We start from the raw sequence: 26044 nt of genomic DNA, 5'->3' as shown, positions 1-26044 counted from the left end.
AAGCTTCCGCGACCGGCCCGGCGCGTATCGATACCGACGCGAGTGAAGCCGATGCCACCCCCACGCCCCCTGAACCGGATCGACCATGGATGTCCGTGACGAGCTGATCGAGCATGTGCCGCGTCTGCGGCGCTATGCGCGGGCGCTGATCAACAATCGCGAGCTCGCCGACGATCTCGTGCAGGACACGCTCGAGCGCGCGCTCGGCCGCACCCGTCTGTTCCAGCCGGGCACCGATCTGCGCGCATGGCTGTTCAGGATCATGCACAACGTGTTCGCGAATCAGGCGCGCAGGGCGGCGGCGCGCGCGGTCCATGTCGCGGTCGACGACGACAGCATCGCCGAAAGCGAGCTCGCGGTGCCGTCGGGTCAGACGCGTTCGCTCGAAATGCGCGACCTCGATTACGCGCTGCAGCGGCTGCCGGTCGAGCAGCGCGAGGTGGTGCTGCTGGTCGGTCTCGAGGAGATGAGCTATGCCGACGTCGCGCTCGCGCTGAACATTCCGATCGGTACGGTGATGTCGCGGCTGTCGCGTGGACGCGAACGGCTGCGAGCTTTGATGGCGGGCGCCCAGCCCGGTGCGAAATTACAGGTGGTGCGATGAGCGAGCCGCAAATGCCGATCGGCGAAGAAGACTTGCACGCGTACGTGGACGGCACGCTGTCCGGCGAGCGGCGTAACGAGGTCGAGCGCGCGCTCGAACAGAATCCGGAGCTGGCCGCGCGCGTCAGCGATTACTTTTCTCTCAATGGGCTGCTTCACGATCGCTACGACCGGGTGCTCAGCGAGCCTGTGCCGATGCGTCTGCAGACCGGCGCGCCGCGCCGCGCGCGAGCGGCCGCGAACTGGCCGCGCTACGCCGCGCAGTTCGCGGGCATGGCTGCCGCGCTCGTGCTCGGCCTGGGCATCGGCATGCACAGGAACGATCTGATTCCACCCGTTGCGATCGATCGAACCGATACCGGGGCCGACACTCAAGCCGGCAATCGTGCTGTCAGCGCGAATAGCGCCGAGGGTTTCGCGCGCCGGGCGGCGGTCGCGCATGTCGTCTACATGCCGGCGATCGATCGGCCGAGCGACATGAGCGCCGATCACGAGCAGGACTTCGTGCAATGGCTCGCGAACCGGCTGGGCACCGAGGTCCATCCGCCGATGCTGTCGAAGAGCGGTTTCATGCTGTCGGGCGGCCGCCTGCTGCCCGGCGAGGATGGTCCGACCGCGCAGTTCATGTATCGCGGACCGAACGGCGAGCGTGTCACGCTGTGCATCTCGCATCGTCGGGAGAACGCGAATACGACGGCGTTCAAGCTGTATCAGGCGGGGCCCGTCAACGTGTTCTATTGGGTCGACGGCGATTTTGGCTATGCGGTGTCGGGCGGCATCGATCGCAACGAGCTGTTGCAGCTCGCGCATGATGTCTATGCGCAATTGACGGGCGCGGCGCCCGGTTAAAGCGGATGCCGTGCGGCGCCGCGCGGCTCGCGCATCAACGTGGTGTGTTCGTCTTCATCTGCCCCGGCAGGACCGCGTCGTCGCGCGCGGCGCCGCGAAGTTCACGCGGCGTTGCACCCAGCAAACGCGACATCCAGTGCGCCATATGGCTCTGATGCGCAAAGCCCGTCTCGAGCGCGATCTGGCTTGCGCTGAGGCGTCCTTGCAGCAGCAGCGTTCGCGCGCGCTCCACCCTGCGCTGTACCACGTACTGATGCACGGGCACACCGAGCGTATCGCGAAACAGCGCCTTGAAATGCGGCACGCTCAGTTGCGCCTGGGCGGCGAGCTCGTCGAGCGTCAAACGCTGATCGAGATGCGCGTCGATAAACTCGATCACGCGCGCGGCCGTGCGCGGCGCGAGCGTACGCCGCCGGTTGTCGGCCACCGGTTCGACCCCGATCAGACGCACCAGCATCGCCGTGCACAGACTTTCGGCGTACAGCGGATCGGATGCATCGTCCGCTTCGAGCTCCGCGCGCAGCGCCCACGCGAGATGCTGAAAGCGCGGATCGCGCATCTGGAAGCGCGGACGCAGCTGCGCGTCGGCCGATTTCAATGCGAGTTGCTCGACGGTTCGTCGCGCGAAGTCCTCGGCAAACCAGACGCTGAAAATCGTGCAGGCGGCATCATCGCTCCACTGACCTTCGAGCCCCGCGGGGATCACATCCGCGTCGCCGTGCGCCTGAATCCGCGTGTGTCGGCGCGCATCGCACAGACAGCGCGCGGTTACCGGCGCGCCGACGTGCACGCCCACGCGGTGATGGACGAACGCCGGCATCCGATGCAAACCGGCCGACACGTTGACCAGCTCCGCACCGAAGCCTTGCCAGCCGAGCGCCCTGCTGGTGCGCACGGCGATGCGCGAGCCGCTGTGCGGCGCAAGCACGGAAATCGGGGTGACCGCGTTCATCGCTTGTCTCCTGAATGACGGCGAGAAGCCTGCATTGTGCGGCGTTTTCGGCGGCTTCGCAGGCGTGACGGAATTTCGTAGCTCGCCAACCGCCGACGCGATTCGCGCGACCTGCGCGGCATCGCCGTAAAAAGATCATCCATATCTGCGCAAAGTCATCCGGATCTGAGCGCCTCGCGGACGACGCGTCCCTACCATCACGCCATAGCGATCCTCAATAGGAGCACAACGTGTTCGTCATTTTCGGAGCGGCCGGTCACGTGGGACAGGCGAGCGCAGCCGCCTTGCGTCGCGCGGGCCAACCAGTACGCGCGGTGGTGCGCGACGCAACCCAGGCCGAAGCACTCGCGGCAATCGGCTGCGAGATCGCGCTCGCCGACCTGAACGACGCGGAGTCGGTCACGCGCGCGATCGACGGCGCGCAGGCGGTGCAATGGCTTTGTCCGGTGCCGGGAGCGCATGACGATCCCGCGGCCGCCATGCGGCGCATCATCGATGCGGGCGTCGCGGCCTTGCGCACGGCCGCGCCGCCGCGGCTCCTCGCGCTATCCGACTACGGCGCCGAACACGCGGACGGCACCGGCATTACGACGCTGTTCCACTACCTCGAAACGCAGTTGCTGCGCAACGTCACGTCGCCGCTGATCTTGCTGCGCGCCGCCGAGCACATGCAGAACTGGGCGCGGGTGCTGCCGGTCGCACTCGGCCGGGGCGTGCTGCCGAGTCTCCATGATCCGCTCGACAAGCTGTTTCCGACCGTCGCCGCCGAGGACGTCGGCGAGCTTGCCGCGCAGTTGCTGCTCGACGATGCGCCGCTGCGCGCGACGCCGCGGGTGGTCAGTATCGAAGGGAAAGAGCGGGTGAGCGCGCTCGACGTCGCGCGCATCCTGGCGGAACTGTCGGGGCGGCCGGTGATCGCCCAGCGGGTGCCGCGCGACGAATGGCGCGGCGTGCTGCGCGGCGCCGGACTCGGCGATCGTCACGCGCAACTGATCGTCGATCTGTACGATGCGCACAACGCTGGCCGCATCGACGTCGAGGCGAACGCCAGCGAGCGACGCTTCGGCGCCACGACGTTGCGGCAGGTATTGGAGGCGCTGCTATCGCGCGTCGGCGATATCCAGGCGGCGGCGCGGTGAGCCGCATGGAGGTTCGGCGAACGGACGGCGTGGCGCGAGCAGCTGCGAACCGAGACTCACGCGCCGAGTGCTGGCTGCGCGCGGCGATAACGCTTTCGAGCCTGATCGGCTGCCGCGCGCTTGCGGACCTGCTCGCCGCGATTCCCGACAGCAACGACGATTTCGGCGTGTTCTAGGTGGCTGGCGTTCCGGCTTATTCGTTCTCGTCGAAGTAATGGCCGAACTTCAGCTGCTTCGTGCGGATATAGCGCTCGTTTTCCTCGCGCATCGGAATTGCGAGCGCGACACGCTCGCACACCGGAATGCCGTGCTTCGACAGCGTGTCGAACTTCTCGGGATTGTTGCTCATCAGCCGCACCGACGTGACCTTCAGCGTGCGCAGGATGCCCGCGGCCGAATCGTATTCGCGTGAATCGTCGGGCAGGCCGAGATCGAGGTTGGCTTCGACGGTATCGCGCCCCTGCTCCTGCAGCGCATACGCGCGGATCTTGTTCGACAGGCCGATGCCGCGTCCTTCGTGGCCGCGCAGATACAGCAGCACGCCGCAACCTTCAGCCGCGATATAGCGCAGCGCGAGGTCGAGCTGCTCACCGCAGTCGCAGCGATAGGAGCCGAGCACGTCGCCCGTCAGACATTCCGAATGCAGGCGCGTCAGCACGGACGACTGGTTGGCGACATCGCCCATCACGAGCGCGAGATGTTCGGCGCCGCTGTCGACCACGCGAAACACATAGGAAGTGAACGTGCCGTAGCGCGTGGGCAGCGTGGCGGTGGCGTCGAGCACGACGCATTCGCTGGTGACGGCGCCGTCCGCTGCGGGCGATGAATCCTGAGACGTGAGCATGGCGTTGAACGATAGTGCTGGCATGAACCCGGTCGAGCCGGGGATAAGGGTTGGACTGCGAGTTTACCGCTAATCCGCGCGCAGCACGTGGATGCCCCTTCGCAGCCACTGGACGCTGCGCCGCCACAACCTCCGCGAAGCACCCGTCGAACCCGCCAATTCAGCAGGCATTCTCCGGCGCGCCCCAGATATTCCTGATGTACCGCGGGCGCACGTCGCGCCTATACTGGAATCGCCTGTCCCTCACGACAGTGCGCCACTTCGGCGTGCTGCATTGCGAAACGGAGCGCTCCATGACAAGCGTTGCACAGCTTCTTAAAACGAAACCGAACTCCTCCGAGGTCTACACGATCGGCGCCGACGATTCCGTCTATGAGGCAATCCGGTTGATGGCCGAGAAAGGCATCGGCGCGCTGGTGGTGACGGACGGCGACAGCATCGCCGGCATCGTCACGGAGCGCGACTACGCACGCAAGATAGTGCTGATGGACCGCTCCTCGAAGGCGACACCGGTGCGCGACATCATGAGCAAGGCGGTGCGCTTCGTGCGGCCGGACCAGACGACCGAAGAGTGCATGGCGTTGATGACCGAGCGGCGCATGCGTCACCTTCCGGTCATCGAGAACGAGCGGCTGATCGGCATGGTGTCGATTGGGGACCTCGTGAAGGACATCATCGCGGAGCAGCAGTTCACGATCCAGCAACTCGAGTTCTATATCCACGGCGAACGGCTCTGACAGCCAGCACGGCTTTCGCTGAACGAACGCGCCTCGATCATCCGCGCGGTAGCGGAAGCAAAAAAAGCCCAAGCCTCGAAGAGCTTGGGCCAAGCTACCTTGCGGCAGCGGAGGTTCCTTCGGAAAGAGGAACGCGACGCGCGCACGGATGACACGCTTGCGGGTGCATGGGTGCGGCGCGCTCGGTTGAAACAGTACCTGGTATGAAACGCCGTGCGCTCGCGAAAGCGGCGCACAGCGTGGTGCCGCGTGCTTACCGGTTAGCGAACTCAGTTACCGAAATACACGCTCTTCGGGCCGCTCGTCGGCTGCGGCTGCGTCGGGCGACCCGCTTGCGTCGCGCCGCTCATCGGCGCGCCGTAACCGCTGGTATTAGCGGTGGGCTGGGTTTGCGCGACGGCCGGATTTTGCGCCTGGACGCGCTGTTCGGCGGCCTGGACGTCAGCCGGATATTCCGCGTCGTTCGAGGTCGACGGGTTATAGCCCGCGCGCTCCAGTTGGATCAGTTCGTTGCGAACCTGGGCGCGGGTGAGCGGCTGTTGGCTCGATTGCGCGAACGATACGATCGGCGCGGCGGCAACGGCTGCAATGGCAACTGCCTTGATCAGCGATTTCATGATGACTTCCCTCCAATGTGGTTTTATCTGCATCGCCAACACCGTGGTGTTCAGCGAATAAGTTCAGTCTAGTCACCGCATGAGCAAGGGAAAACCCTTAATTGCGAGATAGAAAATTGTGCTGTTCGCAACAATGCCGGGGAATATCGAGGAGTCGATTCGCCCCGCATGATGTTCCGGGCAACAATTGTCCGGAACATCCCGTGGGCCGCCGAAATGTCATGCGCCCGAATGCGGAATCGTCAGTAGCTTGCGCGGGCCGCTGACGAACGCGCTGCCCGGCTCGAAAAATCGCAGCGGCCGGTGCATCTCGCGCGACAGGCCAATGCGCGTCGTCACGCCGACCGGTGCGTCGCCGGTTTCGATCACGCCGATCCAGAGCCCGCGTCCCGTACACAGATCCTGGCCGTCGAACGCCTGGCCGATGCCGAATGCCACCGTCAGCCGGCCGGGTCCGCGGGCGAGATCGCGCAGCGGCACGCCGGGGCGGCGCGCTTCCATCAGCGCGAGTCCTTCGAGCGGTTCGATCGCGCGCAGCAGAATGCCGGCGCCGACCTCCTCCGCTTCGGACGACATGTTCAGCATGTACGACACACCGTAGGTCAGCCGCACGTAAGCGTGACCACGGGCGAGAAACATCGAGCCGTTGTACGGACGCCGTCCGATAAACGCGTGGCTCGTCGAATCGCCGAGCGGATACGCCTCGGTCTCGACGATGCGGCCGCTCAGGCGTCCTTCGGGGAGATCGTGCACGAGATATTTGCCGACCATGAAGCGCGCGAGTTCGACCGTATCGACCGGCAGATCGTCGCGGTGTAAAGGTCGGATCGGAAGAGCTTCGTTTCGCATGGGCTGGATATCCTTAAGTCGGTGCTGAAATCCCAGGTCATAGACCGGTTGCGATCTGCAAATTCGTTGTACCGACGCCTCATTTTCTGCGTCAGCAAGTCAACATGGCACCAATTGCTGTATCGTGTGCTTCCGGCCGGTCACACGGCCGTTTGCATGTCTTGCGCGCGCTTCGCGGCTCGCGGAAACGTGCGTGTCCGCTGCAAGTGTTCGCATGGCTGCTGTACCTGTTCCATTCGCATTGAATCCCGCTGTACCCGCTGATGTAAAAAAAATCGACCCCATCCGGGGGATCGACGTTCTACGACAATAGGAGATGGTTGAATGAAAGCATTCTCGGCAATCAAGGTGATCGGCGGCGCGCTGGTCGTTTTCGCTTCCCTCAACGCGTACGCGCAAAGCAGCGATGCAGCTGCGACCGCAGCGCCGGCGGCAGCGGCACCGACCACCAAGGAAGTTAAACAGGCTAATCGCGCTCTGCAGAAGAAAGTCCGCGCGAAGCTCGCACGTACGAAGGGCCTGACCGTCGGCAACATCACCGTGCGCGCACGCAGCGGCGCGGTCACGCTGGAAGGTTCGGTGCCGGAGCAGGCTCAGATCGAAATCGCGACGAACGCCGCTCAGGGCGTGGAAGGCGTGACGTCGGTGAAGAGCGCACTGTCGATCCGCGCAATCGGCCAGTAAGCCGGTCAAGCAGCTGAAGAAGTAGCGGTAAAGCAGCAAGCTGGCGTCGACGGCGGAAAGCTCCGTCGCGACGCCAATTCCCCTCCGATCGGTCGCTCGACACGATTGCCCCCGGCGCGGCCGTCACACCGCCCGACGAGACGAATCCCCCATGCCCTCGAAACCACGATATGTTGAACGGACGACTCCGTGCAGCACGGGTTGTCGCGACGATTTCTCCCTTATAATTTAATGGCTTAAGGTCGATCCTTAAGACATCACTTCAAGTTCATACACGCACTGAAAGGAAGGCCGCATGACTTCGCCGGCGACCGTCTTGCCCCGTTGGACCCTCGTCGCGCCGATCATTGGCTGGATCGTGCTCGGTGCCGCCTATGCGATGCCGGGCAATGCGCTGCTGCTGGCGCTGGTCGGCGTTTCGCTGTGCGCGGCCGTGTTTGCCGCCGTCCATCATGCCGAAGTGGTCGCGCATCGCGTCGGCGAACCGTTTGGCACGCTGGTGCTCGCGATCGCCGTCACCGTGATCGAAGTGGCGCTAATCGTCTCGGTGATGCTGACGTCTGGTCCTGAGAAAGCCGGTCTCGCGCGCGATACGGTATTCGCGGCCGTGATGATCGTCTGCAACGGGCTCGTCGGGCTATGTTTGCTGGCGGGCGGCATCCGCCATCTTGAACAGGACTTCCAGAGCCGCGGCGCGGCGGCCGCGCTGGCGGTGCTCGCATCGCTGTCGGTGCTGACGCTCGTGATGCCGAACTTCACGACCACCAGCCCCGGGCCGGTCCTGTCGCCGTCGCAGCTCGCGTTTGCCGGTGTGTCGTCGCTGGTGCTGTACTGCGTGTTCGTGTTCGTGCAGACGGTGCGCCATCGCGACTACTTCCTGGCCGGCGTGCCCGACGAAGACGTCCATGCCGAGCCGCCGGGCGCGCGCCTCGCAGCCATCAGCGGCGTGCTGCTGATGGTGAGCCTCGTCGCGGTCGTGCTGCTCGCGAAAGTGCTGTCGCCGGTGGTCGAATCCGCGGTGCTCGGCGCGGGCGCGCCGCCGGCGGTGGTCGGGATCGTGATTGCGTCGCTGGTGCTGTTGCCCGAAGGGCTCGCGGCGTTGCGCGCGGCACGCGCCGATCGTTTGCAGACCAGCCTGAACCTCGCGCTCGGCTCGGCGCTGGCAAGTATCGGCCTGACCATTCCCACCGTCGCCGGCGTATTTCTGTATATCGGTCAGCCCATCGTGCTCGGCATCAACGGCAAGGACATGGTGCTGCTCGCGCTGACGCTGGTCGTCGCCACGCTGACGCTCAGCACCGGACGCACGACGATTCTGCAAGGCGCCGTGCATCTGTCTCTATTCGCGGCTTATCTGTTTTTGTCGTTCGCGCCGTGAGGGATGCCCTATCCGGCGTTGGCGGACGGCAACTCACTCTTCCCAGTGCTCGGCCATCCAGTCGCGGAACAGATTCAGCTTCTGCTGTTGCGCGACCGAGTCCGGATACACAAAGTAATAGCGCCAGCCGGTCTTCAGCACGGTGTCGAACGGCCGGACCAGGCGCCGCGCGGCGACATCCTCGTCGATCAGCGCGAGGTCGCTGATCGCGACGCCGAAGCCCTGCGCGGCGGCATTGGTCGCCATGTCGAGCGTATCGAAGCTCGGGCCGAGCTCCGCGTCGATCGTGGCGGCGCCCGCTGCATCGGTCTCCGCGACTTTCGCGAGCCACATTTTCCAGTCACGGTGATCGCGAGTCGGATGCAGCAGCGTATGGCGCGCGAGATCGGCCACCTGCGCGAGCGGCTTGTCCTTCAGCAGTTCGGGCGTGCAGACCGGCGTCAGACGCTCCTCGAACAGCGACACCGCCTGCACGTCCGCACCGGGCGACGAACCGTAGATGATCGCCGCGTCGAACGGCTCATTCTGGAAATCGACGTCGTGCTGCCAGGTGGTCGTGATCTGCACGTGCAGATCGGGATACTCGGACTGGAAGCGCATGATCTTCGGCAGCATCCAGCGCATCACGCAGGTCGGCACCTTCAGCGCGAGGTCGGTGCGCTGCCTCGTCAAGCGCAGCGACATTTCCTCTATCCGCGCGAAGCTCTCCTTGACCGCCGGCAGCAGCATTTCGCCCTCGGCGGTCAGCGTCAGCCCCTTCGCATGACGCTTGAACAGCGGAAACTTGTAGTACTCCTCGAGCGCGATGATCTGCCGGCTGACCGCGCCTTGCGTGAGGCACAGATGATCGGCGGCACGCGTGAAGCTGCGATGGCGCGCGACGGTTTCGAAAATCTGCAGCGCGTTGAGCGGCGGTAGGCGTCGCATCGAATGTCGTCCAGGATCAGAAAAAATCATTGCGGGGCTGTGGCAGCGCGCGTCGCCGCCCTGCCCGTTATGCCCACAGCATACGCGATCGGCTATGCGCGCACGAGTGGGCGCGCTGGGGAACCCGCATGCGTCCGGCTCATGGCGCGCATAAGAATCTTCGCTCTGGTCGACGTCGCACCGGCGCGGTGCAAAAAGCCTTCAGGAAGTGCACCGGAACCGAGCTTTCCTCATGCCTCGATGCACGCTGGACTTCCTCAGCCCGATATGGATGTTAACCCGCATAGGCCATCGCCCGTAGCTTCCCGCCACATCGTCGCAGCGCTCGCCGCTGCGTTCGCCGGCGGCGAGCCATGAGCGTACGTCATGCGGCCCATGCGCATATTTCGATTGTTGCGTGATTTTGGCAAACCTACAGTGCATCCACACGCGGTATCTCCGGCGGCGGTCACGCCGAACCACATCCGCGTAAACGAACCGGCTGCCCGACACCGAACCCATCACACACGCTTCGTTTCGACGAACCCGCATGACGACAGAGGACCAGATGATGAACCAGCGCCCCGCTCTCCAATCGACCCGCCGCGTGTTCGCGACCTTCGCCGCGACCCTCGCGATGACCGCGCTCGGCGCGCTGTGCGCGCTGCCATCGGCCGCACATGCCGACGCGCTCGACGACATCGCGAAGTCCGGCACCGTGCGCATCGGCGTGTTCGAGGACTATCCGCCGTTCGGCTCGATCGGTCCGGACATGAAGCCGGTCGGCTATGACATCGACGTCGCCAATCTGATCGGCAAGGCGCTCAACGCGAAGGTCGAACTGGTGCCGGTGACGGGCGACAACCGCATGGCCTTCCTCGCCGATCGCAAGGCCGACATGCTGCTGTCGGTCGGCCAGACGCCGGAGCGCGAAAAGGTGATCGACTTCTCGCAACCATACGCGCCGTACTACCTCGCGGTGTTCGGCCCGAAATCGCTGCCGGTGAAGAACGCCGCCGACCTCGGCGGCAAGTCGATCTCGGTCGCGCGCGGCACGCTCGAAGACCTGAGCGTCACGAAGATCGCGCCGCAGTCGGCGAACATCAAACGTTTCGACGATCCGAACGGCGCTATTTCGGCGTTTCTTTCTGGTCAGGTACAGTTGATGGTGGTCGGCAACGACGTCGGCGCGACGATTCTCGCGCGGCATCCGGCGAACGATCCGGAGCAGAAGTTCGCGCTGTTCAGCTCGCCCGATCACGTCGGTCTGAACAAGAACGAGCCGCGCCTGAAGGCGAAGGTCGACGAAACGATTGCCAAGGCCCGCAAGGACGGCACGATGAACGCGATCTCGCAGAAGTGGCTGCGAGCGCCGCTGCCGGCCGATCTCTGAAACCCGTGGCGTGGTGCTGTGAAGTCCGCGCCTCAATCTGATCCTACGATGGGCACGAGGCCATGACTTACGCGTTCGATTTCACCGGCTTCGGCCTCTATGCGGGGATGCTCGCGCGCGGCGCCGCCGTGACGCTCGGTCTCACGGCCGTGTCGACCCTGGCGGGCGGGCTCGTCGGGATTGCCGGCGCGAGCATCGCGGCAGCCGGGCCGAAGTGGGCGCGCTGGCTGGTCGCGAGCTACGTCGAGCTGATCCGCAACACGCCGTTTCTCGTGCAGCTGTTCTTCGTGTTCTTCGGTCTGCCGAGCCTCGGCATTCATATCGACGAGATCCAGGCCGCGATTCTGGCGATGACGGTCAATCTCGGCGCGTACGCGACCGAGATCGTGCGCGCCGGCATCGATTCGATTTCGCGCGGCCAGGTGCAGGCCGCCGAGGCGCTCGGTCTGCATGGACGCCAGGTGTTCCGCTACGTCGTGCTGCCGCAGGCGCTCGCCAACGTGTTTCCCGCGCTGCTCGGCCAGGTGCTGATCGTAATGCTCGGCTCGGCGGTCGTGTCGCAGATCTCGGTGCCCGACCTGACCTATGCGGCGAACTTCATCCAGTCGCGCAACTTCCGCTCGTTCGAGAGCTACGTGATCATCACGGCGACCTATCTGCTGATGTCGATCGTGTTGCGGCAGTTGCTGAACCGCTTCGGCCGCGGGCTGTTCGCGGGCCGCGCCGCGCGTGGCGCCAACAACAGCAGCAGCGACAACGACGGCTTGCCTCGCAACTGGCGCGGCCGCCTGATGTGGCGCGGCGCGCGTACCCTGCCGACGGAGCGCTGATCATGGTCGAATTCACGCTGTGGGATATCGCCCGCAATCTGCTGCTCGCCGCGCGCTGGACGGTGCTGCTGTCGCTGATCGCGTTCGGCGGCGGCGGGGTCGTCGGGCTCGTGCTGCTCGCGATGCGCGTGTCGCCGGTGGCGTGGCTGCGCCGCATCGTCGTGCTATACGTCGAGGTGTTTCAGGGCACGCCGCTGCTGATGCAACTCTTTCTCGCGTTCTTCGGTTTGCCGCTCATCGGCATCGACGTGTCGCCGTGGGCCGCTGCGGCCGTCACGTTGACGCTCTATACGAGCGCTTATCTGGTCGACATCTGGCGCGGCTGCGTCGAAGCGGTGCCGCGCGGTCAGTGGGCGGCGGGCGCGAGCCTCGGCATGACGTTCGGCCAGCAGTTGCGCTATATCGTGTGGCCGCAGGCACTGAAGATCGCGGTCGCGCCGACCGTCGGTTTTCTCGTGCAGGTGGTGAAGAGCACCGCGCTGGCGTCGATCATCGGCTTCATCGAACTGACGAAGACCGGCACGATGATCACGAACGCCGCGTTCCGGCCGTTTCCGATTTACGGCATGGTCGCGATGATCTACTTCGCGATGTGTTTTCCGCTGACCTGGTATGCGCGCGTGCTGGAGAAGCGGCAGAAGGTCGGGCTGCATCGCTGAGGTGATCGGGAGGCTATAGCGTGTCATCGTCGCCCGCCGGCCCTAGCGTGGGCATGTACTTGCCAAAATTCAGTTCGAAGTCGCTCGGCACGCCATAGGCGAGGCTACGGAGCTTGGCGCGACGTGCCTGCCCACCTGGCGAGGCGAGAGCCGGAAAGAACATGTCGATGCTCGACTGGAGTTCGGCGGCCGTCGGCGTTCCGACGCGATTGATCTGGGCTTTCGCGGCGCCGAGCGTTTCACGGTCGAATGACGCCAGACGCCGCGCAAGCGTTTCGACGAAAGAGTCGAGGTCGTCATCATCCAGCGTGCGGTTCACCCAGCCATATCGTTCGGCGACGTCGGCATCGAAGTCGTCGGCGCTGAGCACGATCTCGAGCGCCCGCGAACGGCCGACCAGGCACGGCAGCCACTCGAGCGCTCCGCCGCCAGGGACCAGACCGACGCCGACCTCGGGGTTACCGAACAAAGCATTCTGCCTGCTGGCGAACCGCATGTCGCAGGCGAGCACGAACTCGTTGCCGATACCGCGCGTACGGCCGCGAATCTTTGCGATGCTCACCACTGGCGCAGACGACAGGCGCAGTACGAAGTCGCGCCAAAGGCCGAGCACCTCCGGTCGTTCGGCAGCCTTGGTTACGTCGAGATGGGCGACGAAAAAATCGGGATTCGCCGACTGAAACACCACGACCTTGACGGACGGGTCCGACTCGAGATCGGCCATTAGTGCGTCCAATTCGACGATCGTCGCGGGAACGAACATATTGATCGGCGGGTTGCTGAAGGTGATCGTCCACCGGCCAGGATTGCTGCGGTCGATGTCGAACTGCGAAGAGTCGGACATGGTGCTTCTCCTAAAACGATTGGTTTCTGTGTGAATCCGGGTGCCAAGTGATCGTACGCGATGTAATCGCTTGCGTCGAATAATGAAGAAAGGCACATCCGCCGTCAATCGCAAAAGATTTAATCTCATACGACTTATCGATAGGATGCACGAACATCTCATAGGCGCGCCCCCTCGTACGTCACCGGATGTGTAGATCGATTCTGGCGCTTCGCAGAGGCGATCGAGCCGCCTACCGTCGACGAATCATCGTTATATTCTTCCTTCTGCGATGCGCGAGACGTTATGAATCGTCCAACCCTAGCGGTCCGGCGCCGGTTGTGCAACGCGAATGCATTCGTTCGCACAGTTACGTAATGGAGTACTGAAATGGCCACACCTTCATACGACCCGGCCCGCACCGGCCTGCTGCTGGTCGACCCATACAACGACTTTCTCGCGGACGGCGGCAAGCTCTTTCCGATGCTTCGCGACGTCGCAACCGAAGTCCGGTTGCTCGACAATCTGCGCACGGCGGTCAATACCGCGCGAAAAGCAGCTATTCAAATTGTCTATGTGCCGCATCGCCGCTGGCAAGCCGGCGACTACGACAACTGGGATCATCCGAATCCGACTCAACGACTCGTCCAGCAGCGCCATACGTTCGCCAAGGGTACGTGGGGCGGAGAATGGCATCCTGACTTTGTGCCGCAGGGGGGCGACATCATCGCTCATGAGCACTGGGGTCAAAGCGGCTTTGCTAACACCGACCTCGACTTTCAGCTCAAACAGCAAGGCATCACGCACGTGATCGTCGTCGGCTTGCTGGCGAATACATGTATCGAGTCCACGAGTCGCTTCGCAATGGAACTCGGCTATCACGTCACACTCGTGCGAGACGCTACAGCCGCCTTCACCAAGGAAATGATGCGCGCCGCACACGATCTGAACGGTCCCACGTTCGCCCATGCGATCCTGACAACCGCACAACTGGTTGCCGCACTTCCCGCCTGATCGCTAAGATTTCCGCACGCACTGCTGCGCAATGGATCAGCGAGTCACCGGCTCCTCACGCGTGCGTTGAGCCGCAAACCTGCGCCAATATTGCTATGATTATCATACTTACGATCGCTGCGATTTCGATGGAGGTTTGAATGAGTGCATTGCCCGCCAAGAGCGATACGCTGTGCCCGATCGCGTTGTCTCAGGCTGTCATCGGCGACCGCTGGGCGGTTCTGATCCTGCGCGAACTGTTTATGGGCAATCGGAGATTCGACAGTCTGGTGGCGCAGTCGCAAGCGACGCCGCAGATGCTCTCGTCCCGGCTCAAACGGCTCGAAGCGGACGGCATGATCGAGCGCAAGCGCTACATGGCAACGCCCCCTCGTTACGAATATGAACTCACCGAGATGGGCCGAGCGTTTTACCCGGTCATGCTGGCGCTTCGCGAATGGGGCGAAAAGTGGCACAAACCGCAGGGCAAGGACGTCGCGGTACGCTTCACGCATGTCACCTGTGGCAACGATGCCGGCCTTGGCACCGTTTGCGAGGCCTGCGGTGAACCATTGCGGCGCGAAGATCTGAAGACTGAGCTGAGCCCGTCCTACGCGCAGGAGCGCGCGAGCCGACAGGATGCAGCGAAGACCGGTAAGCCTCTGGCTGATCGCACTCGCTCGTCTAAACCAGGTCCCCGCGAGGTTCGTTCCGCCGGGAAGTCCCCCGTGAGGCGCCAAAAAGTCCGTTGAATGCAGATATAGGCGCCCCCTGCTATGCGACCGTTACGCGTTCATTCGTCGTTCTGGACTGACTTGATAAGATTGTTCCGCAACGTCACGACCGACGCCTGAATTTTCGCGAACTCGTCGGACGCAAGCCCTGTCTCGACGGGGTTCATCTTCAGCGCTTTTTCGCGCAGCCGCCTGCCGCTCTTCGTGAGACTGATCCGCACCTGGCGCTCGTCGCCGGGATCGCGTTGCCTTTCCAGATAACCCATCGCCTCGAGTTTCTTCAACATTGGCGTAAGCGTGTTCGATTCGAGAAACAGCTTGGCGCCAAGACCGCTGACGGTCTGATTGTCCTCCTCCCACAACGCAATGATCGCGATGTATTGCGGGTAGGTAAGCCCGAGTTCCTCGAGTATCGGCTTGTATGCCTTGCCAAAAGCCAGGTTCGCGGAGTAGACCGCAAAGCACAGGTAATCGGAAAGCATCAGATTTTCGGGTGCCAGTTGATCCTTGGGTTTCATGTGCATCCTCCTTGGCTGGAGCCTGACGTTTCGCAAGATATACATCGCATACGATTATATCGCGCTACAACATATGGCGCATCGCTTCCTGAAGGCGACAACCTACCGTCGGCGAAGAGCGCCCGTACGGCATCGCAGAACCGCTCTGAACGCTGCTTCTTTGTCAGTGGCTAAATCATCGACCGTCCGATTGCCGTGACCGGCGCGCAGCCACAACGTGGATGTGCGCCGGCCAAGCGACAAAAGGATCGACGATCTAGTGGTGTGCGAAAAGGTTGCCACTCGACGTCACGGCGACATGGCTGCCCGATTCCGACTGTCCGGAAACCGCACCGCCGTACGCCCTTTCCGGGGCAGCCTGGTCCTCGCGCTCCGAGGCGACGGTTCGCAGGCTCGGACCGCTTTGCGATGCCGGTGCGCCAACCGAGGGCTTGTAGAACGGGGCCGGTCCATAGCCGCTGGCGAACGCGGGTGCGGTGACGGATGCGGAAACTGCGACGAGCAGTGCAACGATGAGCTTGGTCTTCATGATGGGAATTCCTTCAAAAATGTTCAGTGAAGGGCACCTGTCTCGGGCAGAGACACGTGCCCTGACGGATTACGCCGTGACGATGTTGGTGCTGACCTCGATGTTGCCGCGCACCGATTTCGAGTACGGGCAGATCTGATGGGCCAGGTGCGCAATTTTCTCGACGACTTCCTTGTCCACGCCGGGCACGCGGACGTCGAACTCGGCGCCGAGGAACCATGCGGCCCCGGTCTGCCCGATGTTCACCCGGATGTCCACCGAATAGTCGGGCGGTAGCGTGACCTTGTTCAGTTGGGCCGCGATGCCGAACACGGTGGTGTAACAGGCCGACCAGGCGCCGGCAAACAGCTGCTCGGCTCGCGGGTGCGGTTCGGTGCCGACGTAGTCGAGCGTCTCGACGGTAGGCGCGGTCAGCTTGAGGTCGTAGACGCCATATTCGCCGCGCTGGGCTGCGGGGTCGCGATTGACCGTGGCGTGGGAGTTGCCTGCAGCGAGGACTTTTTCGATCTTTTCCATGATGGATTCCTGTATGTATGGGGGTATCAAACGGGGTATCAACGGGATATCAAACGGATTTGACTCTTGTACGATTCAATCGCGTACGATATATACGTCACGCCGTGACGACGTTCAGGCCGACCTCGATGTTGCCGTGCACGGCCTTCGAGTACGGGCAGATCTGGTGGGCGCGGTTCGCGATCGCCTCGACGACTTCCACTGCCAGACCCGGCGCGCGGATGGTGAACTGCGCGCCGAGACAGAACCCGTTACCGATGGTGCCGATACTGACCTTGATGTCCACGGAATAGTCGGACGGCAGCGTGACCTTCCTCAGCGAGGCCGCAATTTCGAAGGCGCTGATGTAACAAGCTGACCACGCCCCGGCAAACATCTGCTCGGCTCGCGGGTGCAGCTCGGTGGCAATGAAATCGCGGCTTTCACCGTTGAGCGCCGAGAGCTTGAGGTCGAGCACGCCGTGCTCACCGCGCTGGAGCTCGGGGTCGTGGTTGACCGTGGCGTGGGAGTTGCCTGAGAAGAGGACTTGGTCGATCCGGGTCATGATGGGTTCCTGTGTGAATAAGGGGGTTAAGCGGCTTAGATCGCATGCGATGTAATCGCTTGCGTCGAATAATGGAGAAAGACGCACCCGTTGTCAATCGCAAAAGATTTAATCGCATACGAGTAACCGATAGAGGAAACGAATAATTCGCCCGAAGCCTCGCCGCACTTGACGGTATGAATATCATAGTTATATGCTGCGCCCATTGTCATACGCGACGCGTGCGAGGTCACGAATCGTCCGACATAAGCCGTACGGCGCCGGCTGCGCGACGCGATTGGCTGCTGCGCGGCGAAGGCGCGGCGCAATGGCTCGGTTAGCGAATGCAGCCTCGTTTCCACCACATCTCACGCGCACCGCGAGCCGGCGCGCATGCGATTCACCACGTGAAAGGAAGGACTATGAAGATCGAAGATGCTGTCGTTTTCGTGACGGGCGCGAACCGCGGGCTTGGCCTGGAGTTCGCGAAACAGGCGCTCGAACGCGGGGCGCGGAAGGTCTATGCGGGCGCTCGCGATCCGGCCAGCGTGAGCTTGCCTGGAGTCGTCCCCATCAAGCTCGACGTGACCGATCCGGCGGCCGTGGCCGCGGCTGCCGATGCGGTTCGCGACCTCACGCTGCTGATCAACAACGCGGGCATCGCGCGACTCGGCAGCCTGACGGACGACGGCGCGCTCGGCGCGTTGCGCGATCACTTCGAAACCAATGTCTTTGGCATGCTGGCGATGTCGCGTGCGTTCGCGGGGAGCCTCGCCGCGAACGGCGGCGGTGCGATCCTGAACGTGCTGTCGGTCGCGAGCTGGGTGAACCGGCCGATTCTGTCTGCCTACGGCGTGTCGAAGTCGGCCGCGTGGGCGCTGACCAACGGCCTGCGCCAATCGCTGCGCGAGCAGCGCACGCAGGTCATCGGGCTGCATGCAGGTTTTATCGATACGGATCTGGTGCGCGACCTGGAAGTGCCGAAGGCAACACCGGCCGACGTCGTGCGCCAGGCGTATGAAGCTATCGAGGCCGGCTCGGAGGAAGTGTCCACCGACGAATTCACCCGGCAGGTGAAGGCTGGACTCTCGGCAGGCATCTATCTGAACGACTCGACGCCACGCTGATCGCGCGGAAGCGGTCCCACCAAAAAAAAGCGGCAACCCTGCGCTGCATGGGTTGCCGCTTTTGCGTTGCGCCGCACTTACCTCTCGATCAGCGCCCCGCCTGGGTCGACTGCCGCAACTTCGCCACCTCCGCCGCCCCAACCGCCGGTGCGCCGTTGTTCCAGCCCGCGCGCACGAAGCTCAGCACGTCGGCGATCTGCTTATCGTCGAGCACCGCCGCGAAGCCGGGCATCGGGAACGGCGACGGTACGCCGTTGATCACGAGGTCGCCGGTGCCGTTCAGCGTCACGTTGATCAGCGACGACGCGTCCTTCGCGAGCACGTTCGGATTGCCGGCCAGCGGCGCAAGCATCGGCGCGAAACCGCGTCCGTCGACACCGTGGCAATGCATGCAATACGCGGTATAGACGCGCGCGCCGGCATCGTTCGCGGGTCGATCGAGCGACACCTTCGTCGCCTGCGGATCGTACGTATAGGCCGCCGCGCCGTTGCCGCCGACCGGCGGCAGCGACTTCAGATACGCCGACACCGCCGCGACGTCCTGATCGCTCAGCGCTTGCGTGCTGTTGTTGATCACGCTCGTCATCGCGCCGAACGCCGACGCGTGGCGATTCGCGCCGGTCTTCAGGAACGTGCGCAGATCTTCGTCGCTCCAGCGGCCGAGCCCGGCGTTGTGCTCGCCGGTCAGGTTCGACGCGAACCAGCCGTCGAGCAGCGCGCCGCTCAGGAACGCGCTGCCGCTTTCGTCGAGCGCGCTTTCCTGGAACGCAACGCCGCGCGGCGTGTGACACGACCCGCAATGTCCGAGCCCTTGCACCAGATACGCGCCGCGATTCCACGCGACGTCCTTGCCCGGCTTGTCGCGGTATGCGCCCTTTTCGAGAAACGCCATGTTCCAGAACATCAGCGGCCAGCGCATGTTCAACGGCCACTTGATGTCGGACTCGCGATTCGCCTGCTGCACCGGTGCGACGCCGCGCATGAAGAACGCGTACAGCGCCTTCACGTCGTCGTCGTTGACCTTCGCGTAAGACGGATACGGCATCGCCGGATACAGGTTGTGGCCGTCTTTCGCGACGCCCTCGCGAAGCGCCCGCGCGAAGTCCGCTTCGGTGTAGCCGCCGATGCCGGTCTGCGCGTCGGGCGTGATGTTGGTCACGTAGATGCGGCCCATCGGCGTGTTCATCGGCAGGCCGCCGGCGAACGGCTTGCCTTTCGGCGCGGTGTGGCAGGCCGCGCAATCGCCGAGTTGAGCGAGATAAGCGCCGCGTTGCACGAGCGCTTGATCGGCCGCGCCGGCACCCGCCGGAGTCGCGGCATCGGCAGTTGCTTGCGCGAGAAACGGCAAGGCGACGCACAGCGCCGCGCCAAGACCCTTCAGCTTGTTTTTCATGTCGGGCTCCTTGCGCGTCACGCGCTGTGCAGTTGACGGCCAACCGGCAATTGCCGCAGCCGCGTGCCGGTGGCCGCATAGATCGCATTGGTCAGCGCGGGCGCGAGCGCCGCGGTGCCGGGTTCGCCGATGCCGCCGGGCGCCTCGCCGCTCTTCACGAGATGCACGTCGATCGGCGGCGTTTCGTTGATGCGCAAAATCCGGTAGTCGGTGAAGTTGTTCTGCTCGACGCGGCCGTCCTTGATCGTGATCTCGCTGTACAGCGCGGCCGTGATGCCGAAGATGATGCCGCCCTGCACCTGCGCCTCGATCGTGTTCGGATTGACGTACATCCCGCAATCGACCGCGCAGTTCACGCGCTTGACCGTGACCTCGCCCTGTTCGACCGCGACCTCGACGACGATCGCGAAGAAGCTGCCGAACGCGTGCATCACCGAGACGCCGCGCCCTTGCCCCTTCGGCAGCGCGCTGCCCCAGTTGCCGGCCTGCGCGGCCACGTTCAGCACGTTCAGCGCGCGCGGCGATTTGCCGAGCAGATTGCGCCGGTACTGCACCGGATCGATCTTCGCGTGCGCGGCGAGTTCGTCGATGAAGCTCTCGACGACGAACGTTCCGCGCGTCGGGCCGACACCGCGCCAGAACGCGGTGGGCACCGCGTGCGGTTCGACGCGCACGTAGTCGATCAACTGGTTCGGCAGGTCGTACGGCAGATCGGCGGCGACTTCCACCGCGTCGGGATCGAGCCCGTTCTTGAACGCGGGTGGCGCAAAGCGCGCCATGATCGACGAACCGGCAATGCGATGCTGCCACGCGATCGGTTTGCCGTTCGCGTCGAGCCCGGCCGAGATCGTGTCGTAGTAGTACGGCCGGTACATGTCGTGCTGGATGTCTTCCTCGCGCGTCCACAGCACCTTGACCGGCGTCGACACCTGTTTGCCGACCTTCACGGCCTGCGTGACCATGTCGGTTTCGAGCCGCCGCCCGAAGCCGCCGCCGAGCAGATGGTTGTGCACGATGATCTTGTCGGCAGGCAAGCCCGTGACCGCGGCCGCCGCATCGACGACGCGCGTCGGCACCTGCGAGCCGAGCCAGATTTCGCACGCGTCGCCGCGCACGTGGACCGTGGCGTTGACCGGCTCCATCGTCGCATGCGCGAGGAACGGCTGCTGGTAGACCGCGTCGACGCGCGACTTCGCATCGCCGAACGCGCGGCCGACGTCGCCGTCCTTGCGCGCTACCGCGCCGCCGTGTTGCGAGGCCGCCGCGAGATCGTCGACGATGCGCTTCATCGATAACTGCGCGCCCGCGCCTTCGTTCCACTTGATATCGAGCGCCTGCAAACCGCGCTTCGCGGCCCACGTGTGGTCGCCGATCACCGCCACCGCGTTGTCGAGCTTGATCACTTCGCGCACGCCGGGGATCTGCTTCGCATGCGTAGCGTCGACACTCGCGAGCGTGCCGCCGAACACCGGGCAGTTCGCGATCGCCGCGTAGACCATGCCGGGCAAGCGCACGTCGAGGCCGAACTGCGCGGTGCCGTCGACTTTCTCCGGCGAATCGAGACGCTTCGCCGGCTTGCCGATCAGCTTGAAATCCTTCGGGTCTTTCAACGGCACGTTCTGCGGCGCGGGCAGCGCCGAGGCGGCCTGCGCGAGCTGACCATAGCTCGCGCTGCGATTGCTGGCCGCGTGGATCACCTGCCCGCCTTGCGCATGGCAACTGGCCGGATCGACCTGCCACTGCTGCGCGGCCGCGTTGATCAGCATCACGCGCGCGGTCGCGCCCGCGCGGCGCATCGGCTCCCACGCGAAGCGGATCGACGTCGAGCCGCCGGTCAACTGGCCGCCGAGCAGCGGGTCCATGAAGAGCTTTTCGTTGGGCGGCGCGTGATCGAGCGTGACCGAGTCGAGCGGCACTTCGAGTTCCTCGGCGATCAGCATCGGAATCGACGTATAGACGCCCTGACCCATCTCGACCTTCGGTATCACCAGCGTGACCTTGCCGGCGGTGTCGATCTGGATGAACGCGTTCGGCGCGAACACGCCGCTTTGCGGCGCCTCGTTCGCATCGCCGCCGATCACGCTCTTGCCCGCCTTCTGATCCTGGCTCGCGGCCGGCATGCTGAAGCCGAGCAGCAGACCGCCGCCGGCCGCGGCGCCGACCGTCACACCGAATTTGAGGAACGTGCGCCGCGAGATGCCGCGTGCATGCCGCGTGGTGGTGCCGGTCGGCTGTGCGCCGTTCTGTGCATCGAGCAATCCCTGGGACATGTCAGGCCCCCTTCGCGGCTTGCTTGATCGCCGCGCGCACGCGGTGATAGGTGCCGCAGCGGCAGATGTTGCCCGCCATCGCGGCGTCGATGTCGGCGTCGCTCGGATTGGGATTGCGCGCGAGCAGCGACGCCGCCGACATCACCTGCCCCGACTGACAGTAGCCGCACTGCACGACGTCTAGTTCACGCCAGGCCTGCTGCACTTTCTGACCCGCGGGCGTCGCGCCGACCGCTTCGATCGTGACGATCTTGCGGTCGCCGACCGCCGCCGCCGGGAACACGCACGAACGCACCGCGACGCCATCGAGATGCACGGTGCATGCGCCGCATTGCGCGATGCCGCAGCCGAACTTGGTGCCGGTCAGCCCGACGAGATCACGCAGCACCCACAGCAGGGGCATGTCGGGCGGGGCATCGACGGTATGGGTTTCGCCGTTGATATTGAGCGTTGTCATGAGCGGCTCCGGTGGGGATGTTGTTGTGGTCACGCGGTTTAGATCGCGACACCGCACCAGACCGCGAACATGCGCCGTTTTGTTCGGCATGTCGCGCTAATCCGCGATGAAAAGCGGCCTGTGATCGAGCGGGTGTCGACAGAAAACCGGCCGATTGTAGTCGTGTCGAAAGAACTGCGCTTTGGCGGTGCCAGACGGCACGTCGCATGCTATGCGGGGTGGATCGCATGTGCCGGCTGGGGCGATGCGTTACCATCGATGGATTGATCCGTCAGCGTGATCGCGCGACCCGCTGCATCGCACCGAGTGGTGTTGCGACGCGCGATTCCGTCGTGTCACCTCAGCCGCTGGAGCCGCCGATGAACGACCCGCAATGCATTCAATTCCTCACGGATGTTCGCCGACCATTGCTTGCGCTGCACAAGGCGATTCTCGATCACGAACGCGCCGCATACGAAAAGGAGTTCGGCCCGGTGACGCCGGCGGCATTCCTGCAGGTGCTGATCAACGGTTCGGGGTTTCGCTGGCTGACGCCGCTATCGACGGTGATCGCGAGCGTCGATGAGATTCTCGACGACGCGGAAGCCGAGGCCGGCGACCGCCTCGCAACCGCCGAGGCCGTGATCGGACTGTTCTCGCCCGATCAACCGAACAACCACTTCCTGCCGCGTTATCTGCCGCTGTTGCAGGCCGATCCGGCGATCCTGCATTACCACGGCGAGGTAGCGCGATTGCTGCGCGGCGTGCAAACGACGTAACGGCGATTCGCACGGAGCACGGCGGCGGCGCGTGCGCTGCTTGCCGGCTCCCGCATTTCCTCACCGTTGACAAGCGGCCTCGCGTCGATGCGGCATCCGTCGATGGTTGGTACTTTTGCGTGAATTGAGCGAAATGCTCTGGCGTGAAGGTACTTTCGCAACGATTTCTCGACCGCCTGGAAGGCACGGCCGATCAGATTGCCTGGGTTAGCTGAATAAATTCAAGGTGAGCTTTTGCGGGAACGCCGAAGCTCAACTGCGCCCCTGCGGCAGATAACGCAGCGGATCGACCGGCTTGCCGTCGTGCCGCACTTCGAACCCGACCGACACACGCGAATTGTTCTCGTCGCCCATCTCCGCGATCTGCTGACCCTTGCGGACGATGTCGCCCATCTTGACCAGCAGTTTGCGGTTGTGTGAATACGCGGTCAGAAAATCCTTGTTGTGTTCGACGATGATCAGGCTGCCATAGCTGTTCAGTCCGGTGCCCGCGTACATCACCTTGCCGTCCGCGGCGGCTCGCACCGGATCGCCCGCTTTGCCGCCGATTTCGATGCCGCGTGTTTCGCCCGGCTGAAACGCTTCGACGACGCTGCCCGCGGCAGGCCACGCGAGCGTCACGCTGCTCGCATGCCGGCGGGTTTCCCGCGTGACCTGGCGGACTTCCGCGGCATCCGGAGCGGGTGCTGCGGACTGCGTCGAAGCTTGTGCCGACGTTGGCGCTGTCGCTTGTGAATCACCCGGCGCCGCGGGTCGCGCCGCCGCCTTCGCGGCGGCCGCCGCATTGGCCGCCTTCACCGCGCGCACCGTCTCCGGCGACGCGACGTGCAGCACCTGCCCCGGCTTCAGCCGCGCTGACGCCTTCAGAGCGTTCCATGCCTGCAACTGCTTGACGCTGATGTGGTGACGCTGCGCGACCCGCGCGAGCGTGTCGCCGCGCCTGACCCGATACACGAGCGGCGCCGACTTTTTCAGCTGCGCGTTATCGCTGGCGTCGATCGACAGCGGCGCGTCTGCCGCCGCATCCCCAGATGCTGTTCCCATCGCATTCGCCGCCAGCACGCCGGACGCTGCGTTGGTGCTGTTTGCCACATCGTTCTGCGCATTCGGCTGCCCGACGTTCGCGCAACCGCTGACGGCCAGCGCGACCCATGCGCCGGCGAGACCGGCCAAGATCGTTCTGTCGAAACGCTTTCTCATTCTGTCCGACTCCTGCTGTATAGATGCGCAAGCCGGATACGCCGATGCCGCTGACAAGGCGCGCGATCTTTGGCCGCGCGGCCTTCCCGGCGACACGGCGAAGCTGCCTCGTACGGCGCTCATTCCGTGCCTGCTTGCCGATCAAATTTCTCGCGGAATTCTAAAGTGCCGTTTGATAAAAACGTCCCGCGCCACACACTCTGATACAGACGTTACGAGCCGTATTTCCGCGTTACTACGGCACGTGTTTGGGCACATCAACGACGCACACGTCGCCGCTTCAGCGCGGCACGTTCAGACTCGTTGACATTCGACTTATCGGCAGACGCGAGGGGAACTTGAATAGTCATGCGGCGCGCCGGAGGGCGCAAAAAAGCCAGCCTTCGAAATCCGAAGGCTGGCCGATCCGCGTTTGACAGCAGCGAACTAGAACTTATGCCGGATCGCCGCGCGCACGACGACCTGTTTCGACGTCGACGACGGCGACTGCGTGCCGGGGATGAATGCGAAGTCGAGGACCGACAGTGTGGAATCGCCGGCGACCTGTTGATACGCGCCCTGCAGATAGAGGTCGGTGCGCTTGGACAGGTTGTAGTCGGCCATCAGCCCGAACGTATGGATGCGCGGCTTCACGCCGCCGTTCGATGCGTCGTAGGTTTCCATCGTGTACACGTACTGCGCGCCGACGAACAGCACCGGCGAAATCTGATACTTGCCGTTGATCTCGAAGTTCTGATACTTGAGCGAGTTCAGCAGCACGCCCGGCGGCGTGACGGGCACGAGCGGCACCGGCGGCTCGATGCCGAGATAGCCGTTTGCGGTCGGCTCCAGATAGTTCGAGTTGCTGTAGACGAAACCCGCCGTCGCCGGTCCGAACGTATAGGTGATGCCGCCGCCGAACACGCGCATGCGCGTCGCGACGAAGCCCGCGTCGTTGGTGGCGACCGCGCCGTTCGCGCTGCCGCCCGGATTGTCGGCCTGCAGATATGCCGCCGCGACCAGCAGCCCGCCATACGCGTACTGGCCGCCGAAGCTGTACGCGCGATTGTTGGCGAAGCCCGTGTCGTTGCTGAAGCTGTAGGTGCCGCCGAACTGGAAGCCCGAGATCGACGGGCTCGCGTACTTGACGGTGTTGTTCAGGCGAAACGTGTTGTCGGTGTTGTCGTTGTCGAACGGATGCGAGAACAGCTCGCCGCCCCAATTGCCGTTGGCCGTGGTCTGCGCCAGGTAATCGACGACGGAATCATATTGTCGGCCAAACGTTAGCGTGCCGTACGCCTGCGAACTGAGTCCGACGAAAGCCTGACGGCCGAACAGGCGGCCGCCCTGCCCGAGCCGGCCGGAATTCAGATCGAAACCATTCTCGAGCTGGAAGATCGCCTTCAGTCCACCACCGAGATCCTCGGAGCCCTTCAGGCCCCAGCGGCTCCCCTGTGCAAGCCCGCTGGCGAGTTCATAAACATGGCCGTGGCCGACATTGTTCGTGTAGTTGATGCCTTCGTCGATCACGCCATACAGCGTGACGCTAGTCTGCGCGACGGCAGGCACGGCAAGAACGGAAGACGCAGCAACGGAGACAGCCAGCGCGAACACTTGCTTGTTCATGATGATCTCCCTGCACCTCGAGTGATGGGACACTCAGTCCAAAATACGCCTCGAACGTCGGACCGATCTGACCCGTGCTGGGATTGGCCGAGCTGCCTTGGCGTTGACCTGTCGATCGGGCTCCGGCGTTCCCCGAGCGTTGCCGGGCCCAGCGTTTG

Annotated in this window: 29 protein-coding genes; 14 read left to right on the top strand and 15 right to left on the bottom strand. The window is 64.0% G+C overall.

All coding sequences use genetic code 11. The features are described 5' to 3' along the window. The first annotated feature begins 85 nt into the window (after positions 1–85). Together AB3X89_RS32150 and AB3X89_RS32145 are read left to right on the top strand one after the other, a co-directional pair. Positions 86–604 (top strand): RNA polymerase sigma factor, encoded by a 519-nt coding sequence (locus AB3X89_RS32150; protein ID WP_368586859.1) that lies wholly within the window; start codon positions 86–88, stop codon positions 602–604. After that, positions 601–1452, top strand: coding sequence for an anti-sigma factor (locus AB3X89_RS32145; RefSeq protein WP_368586858.1), 852 nt, complete (start codon positions 601–603; stop codon positions 1450–1452). Before AB3X89_RS32150 ends, AB3X89_RS32145 begins: the two co-directional genes overlap by 4 nt. A gap of 34 nt (positions 1453–1486) precedes the next feature. Here the strand turns inward: AB3X89_RS32145 and AB3X89_RS32140 are convergent, their stop codons facing one another. Continuing rightward, a complete protein-coding gene (locus AB3X89_RS32140) occupies positions 1487–2404 on the bottom strand; it encodes a helix-turn-helix domain-containing protein (protein WP_368586857.1) in 918 nt (305 codons plus the stop codon). 230 nt (positions 2405–2634) lie between these two features. Here AB3X89_RS32140 and AB3X89_RS32135 point away from each other — a divergent pair, with 230 nt between their 5' ends. Further along, on the top strand, positions 2635–3543 hold the full coding sequence (locus tag AB3X89_RS32135; protein WP_368586856.1) for an NAD(P)H-binding protein: 909 nt from the start codon (positions 2635–2637) through the stop codon (positions 3541–3543). Between the two features lie 5 nt (positions 3544–3548). Further along, positions 3549–3719 carry a hypothetical protein gene (locus tag AB3X89_RS32130; protein WP_368586855.1) on the top strand — a complete coding sequence of 57 codons (171 nt, stop codon included), beginning with the start codon at positions 3549–3551 and terminating at the stop codon, positions 3717–3719. Positions 3720–3736: 17 nt separating this feature from the next. Here AB3X89_RS32130 and ribA read toward each other — a convergent pair whose 3' ends face one another. Continuing rightward, a complete protein-coding gene (ribA, locus tag AB3X89_RS32125; protein WP_026228235.1) occupies positions 3737–4387 on the bottom strand; it encodes a GTP cyclohydrolase II in 651 nt (216 codons plus the stop codon). 293 nt (positions 4388–4680) lie between these two features. On the opposite strand from ribA, the gene AB3X89_RS32120 reads away from it, so the two are divergent. Then, entirely contained in the window at positions 4681–5124 is a 444-nt protein-coding gene (locus AB3X89_RS32120) for a CBS domain-containing protein (RefSeq protein ID WP_368586854.1), read from the top strand. Positions 5125–5393: 269 nt separating this feature from the next. Here AB3X89_RS32120 and AB3X89_RS32115 read toward each other — a convergent pair whose 3' ends face one another. Both AB3X89_RS32115 and AB3X89_RS32110 read right to left on the bottom strand, forming a co-directional pair. Next, positions 5394–5741: a DUF4148 domain-containing protein gene (locus tag AB3X89_RS32115; protein ID WP_368586853.1), complete on the bottom strand. Its 348-nt coding sequence runs from the start codon at positions 5739–5741 to the stop codon at positions 5394–5396. A 219-nt stretch (positions 5742–5960) separates the two neighbouring features. Further along, positions 5961–6590 (bottom strand): DNA-3-methyladenine glycosylase, encoded by a 630-nt coding sequence (locus tag AB3X89_RS32110; RefSeq protein ID WP_368586852.1) that lies wholly within the window; start codon positions 6588–6590, stop codon positions 5961–5963. Between the two features lie 324 nt (positions 6591–6914). Here AB3X89_RS32110 and AB3X89_RS32105 point away from each other — a divergent pair, with 324 nt between their 5' ends. Together AB3X89_RS32105 and AB3X89_RS32100 are read left to right on the top strand one after the other, a co-directional pair. Next, positions 6915–7274 (top strand): BON domain-containing protein, encoded by a 360-nt coding sequence (locus AB3X89_RS32105; RefSeq protein WP_013091595.1) that lies wholly within the window; start codon positions 6915–6917, stop codon positions 7272–7274. Between the two features lie 295 nt (positions 7275–7569). Next, positions 7570–8652 carry a calcium:proton antiporter gene (locus tag AB3X89_RS32100; RefSeq protein WP_368586851.1) on the top strand — a complete coding sequence of 361 codons (1083 nt, stop codon included), beginning with the start codon at positions 7570–7572 and terminating at the stop codon, positions 8650–8652. 33 nt (positions 8653–8685) lie between these two features. On the opposite strand, the gene AB3X89_RS32095 is transcribed toward AB3X89_RS32100, so the two are convergent. After that, complete coding sequence (locus AB3X89_RS32095) at positions 8686–9579, bottom strand: LysR substrate-binding domain-containing protein (RefSeq protein WP_368586850.1); 894 nt, start codon at positions 9577–9579, stop codon at positions 8686–8688. 550 nt (positions 9580–10129) lie between these two features. On the opposite strand from AB3X89_RS32095, the gene AB3X89_RS32090 reads away from it, so the two are divergent. From AB3X89_RS32090 to AB3X89_RS32080, 3 genes are all read left to right on the top strand, one after another. Then, the gene (locus AB3X89_RS32090) at positions 10130–10951 is read left to right on the top strand and encodes a transporter substrate-binding domain-containing protein (protein WP_368586876.1); all 822 of its coding nucleotides are present in this window, start codon (positions 10130–10132) and stop codon (positions 10949–10951) included. 62 nt (positions 10952–11013) lie between these two features. Beyond that, positions 11014–11781, top strand: coding sequence for an amino acid ABC transporter permease (locus AB3X89_RS32085; RefSeq protein WP_368586849.1), 768 nt, complete (start codon positions 11014–11016; stop codon positions 11779–11781). Positions 11782–11783: 2 nt separating this feature from the next. Further along, positions 11784–12440, top strand: coding sequence for an amino acid ABC transporter permease (locus tag AB3X89_RS32080; protein ID WP_368586848.1), 657 nt, complete (start codon positions 11784–11786; stop codon positions 12438–12440). Positions 12441–12453: 13 nt separating this feature from the next. Here the strand turns inward: AB3X89_RS32080 and AB3X89_RS32075 are convergent, their stop codons facing one another. Further along, a complete protein-coding gene (locus AB3X89_RS32075; protein ID WP_368586847.1) occupies positions 12454–13398 on the bottom strand; it encodes an enoyl-CoA hydratase/isomerase family protein in 945 nt (314 codons plus the stop codon). A gap of 255 nt (positions 13399–13653) precedes the next feature. On the opposite strand from AB3X89_RS32075, the gene AB3X89_RS32070 reads away from it, so the two are divergent. Beyond that, positions 13654–14277: an isochorismatase family cysteine hydrolase gene (locus AB3X89_RS32070; protein ID WP_368586846.1), complete on the top strand. Its 624-nt coding sequence runs from the start codon at positions 13654–13656 to the stop codon at positions 14275–14277. 140 nt (positions 14278–14417) lie between these two features. After that, positions 14418–15008: a winged helix-turn-helix transcriptional regulator gene (locus AB3X89_RS32065; protein ID WP_368586845.1), complete on the top strand. Its 591-nt coding sequence runs from the start codon at positions 14418–14420 to the stop codon at positions 15006–15008. Positions 15009–15049: 41 nt separating this feature from the next. Here the strand turns inward: AB3X89_RS32065 and AB3X89_RS32060 are convergent, their stop codons facing one another. The 4 genes from AB3X89_RS32060 to AB3X89_RS32045 form a co-directional block, all read right to left on the bottom strand. Then, positions 15050–15508, bottom strand: coding sequence for a MarR family winged helix-turn-helix transcriptional regulator (locus AB3X89_RS32060; protein WP_368586844.1), 459 nt, complete (start codon positions 15506–15508; stop codon positions 15050–15052). A gap of 256 nt (positions 15509–15764) precedes the next feature. Then, positions 15765–16037, bottom strand: a complete 273-nt coding sequence (locus AB3X89_RS32055; RefSeq protein WP_368586843.1) for a hypothetical protein — start codon at positions 16035–16037, stop codon at positions 15765–15767. 69 nt (positions 16038–16106) lie between these two features. After that, entirely contained in the window at positions 16107–16553 is a 447-nt protein-coding gene (locus AB3X89_RS32050) for an Ohr family peroxiredoxin (protein WP_368586842.1), read from the bottom strand. 97 nt (positions 16554–16650) lie between these two features. Beyond that, positions 16651–17097, bottom strand: coding sequence for an Ohr family peroxiredoxin (locus tag AB3X89_RS32045; protein ID WP_368586841.1), 447 nt, complete (start codon positions 17095–17097; stop codon positions 16651–16653). Between the two features lie 401 nt (positions 17098–17498). On the opposite strand from AB3X89_RS32045, the gene AB3X89_RS32040 reads away from it, so the two are divergent. Next, positions 17499–18203 carry an SDR family oxidoreductase gene (locus tag AB3X89_RS32040; protein ID WP_368586840.1) on the top strand — a complete coding sequence of 235 codons (705 nt, stop codon included), beginning with the start codon at positions 17499–17501 and terminating at the stop codon, positions 18201–18203. A gap of 88 nt (positions 18204–18291) precedes the next feature. Here the strand turns inward: AB3X89_RS32040 and AB3X89_RS32035 are convergent, their stop codons facing one another. From AB3X89_RS32035 to AB3X89_RS32025, 3 genes are read right to left on the bottom strand one after another with little or no spacing between them, the layout of a single operon-like run. After that, positions 18292–19596, bottom strand: coding sequence for a cytochrome c (locus AB3X89_RS32035; protein ID WP_368586839.1), 1305 nt, complete (start codon positions 19594–19596; stop codon positions 18292–18294). A gap of 17 nt (positions 19597–19613) precedes the next feature. Beyond that, positions 19614–21866, bottom strand: a complete 2253-nt coding sequence (locus tag AB3X89_RS32030; RefSeq protein ID WP_368586838.1) for a molybdopterin cofactor-binding domain-containing protein — start codon at positions 21864–21866, stop codon at positions 19614–19616. A gap of 1 nt (position 21867) precedes the next feature. After that, positions 21868–22323, bottom strand: coding sequence for a (2Fe-2S)-binding protein (locus tag AB3X89_RS32025; protein ID WP_368586837.1), 456 nt, complete (start codon positions 22321–22323; stop codon positions 21868–21870). Between the two features lie 359 nt (positions 22324–22682). Between AB3X89_RS32025 and AB3X89_RS32020 the strand changes: the two genes are divergently transcribed. Then, positions 22683–23081, top strand: coding sequence for a hypothetical protein (locus tag AB3X89_RS32020; RefSeq protein ID WP_368586836.1), 399 nt, complete (start codon positions 22683–22685; stop codon positions 23079–23081). Between the two features lie 252 nt (positions 23082–23333). Here the strand turns inward: AB3X89_RS32020 and AB3X89_RS32015 are convergent, their stop codons facing one another. Beyond that, positions 23334–24281, bottom strand: coding sequence for a peptidoglycan DD-metalloendopeptidase family protein (locus AB3X89_RS32015; RefSeq protein WP_368586835.1), 948 nt, complete (start codon positions 24279–24281; stop codon positions 23334–23336). Between the two features lie 426 nt (positions 24282–24707). After that, positions 24708–25886: a porin gene (locus tag AB3X89_RS32010; RefSeq protein ID WP_368586834.1), complete on the bottom strand. Its 1179-nt coding sequence runs from the start codon at positions 25884–25886 to the stop codon at positions 24708–24710. Between the last annotated feature and the right edge of the window lie 158 nt (positions 25887–26044).

The sequence above is a fragment of the Paraburkholderia sp. BR14320 genome (genome assembly GCF_040948665.1).
GTDB lineage: Bacteria > Pseudomonadota > Gammaproteobacteria > Burkholderiales > Burkholderiaceae > Paraburkholderia > Paraburkholderia youngii.
This window is presented reverse-complemented; position numbering and strand designations above follow the sequence as displayed.